Source organism: Treponema sp. R8-4-B8 (assembly GCF_054786175.1).
The window spans coordinates 1-716 of sequence record NZ_BDHE01000193.1 but is presented as its reverse complement, the minus strand read 5'-3'; the positions used below and the strand labels follow the sequence as shown (position 1 = coordinate 716).

General features: G+C 36.6%; 1 protein-coding gene. It reads left to right on the top strand.

Annotated elements, in window-relative coordinates; translation table 11 throughout:
- Nucleotides 1-535: 535 nt before the first annotated feature.
- A partial coding sequence (locus ACYVRA_RS07830; RefSeq protein ID WP_461252177.1) for a hypothetical protein occupies nucleotides 536-716 on the top strand: 181 nt, incomplete at its 3' end.

Sequence of the window (716 nt, the reverse complement as noted above, 5' to 3'; positions counted from 1 at the left end):
CCAATTCAAAACGACCCGTTGTATTCGTACTTTGCCGTAGAGGGAATTTTATCGGGAGGGAACCTTGCTTTAAGGGCGTATTCGCTGGTTTTTGATGATCCTGCGAGCGGGGAAAAGCGCGAGTATCGGATTGCGGCGTTTGGATAAAAGTAATTCTTATAATACTCAACTCAAAGAAATTGTCAGCTTTTTACCTAGCACATTCCTTTTTACTTCTGTCAAATATGCTTAAAATAAACGACCGTTTAAATTAAGCATTTTAATTTATTATGGAAAACATAAATATCTTTTTAATAATATCAAAAATATCATTTTTTGTCAATAAAAAAATTATAAAATACAACGTGTTATTAAATACAACCATAAATTCTTATTAATAAATCATTTTATTTCCTTATTTCAATAAAGCAAATGTCCTTAATCAATGCAAAATAAACGGTCGTTTTTCTTATGCGGATGCGTAGTGAAAAACACCGGTATTTAAAAAGGAGACATTCACAGTTGCGTGATAATGAAATAAAGGGGGATTAAAAAAATGAAAAAAGAAGAAAGAAAAATGAAAAAAGGAAATAGCGTGGCAGCAGTGCGCCTATCGGCTATGCGCCTATCGGCACTATGGTTTGCGGCGCTTGCCGTCTTCTGGCTGATCGCCTGCGCGGAGCCGAATGGCGATGGAACAGGAGACGCGTCATTTACCATTACTATCGGCGGCAATG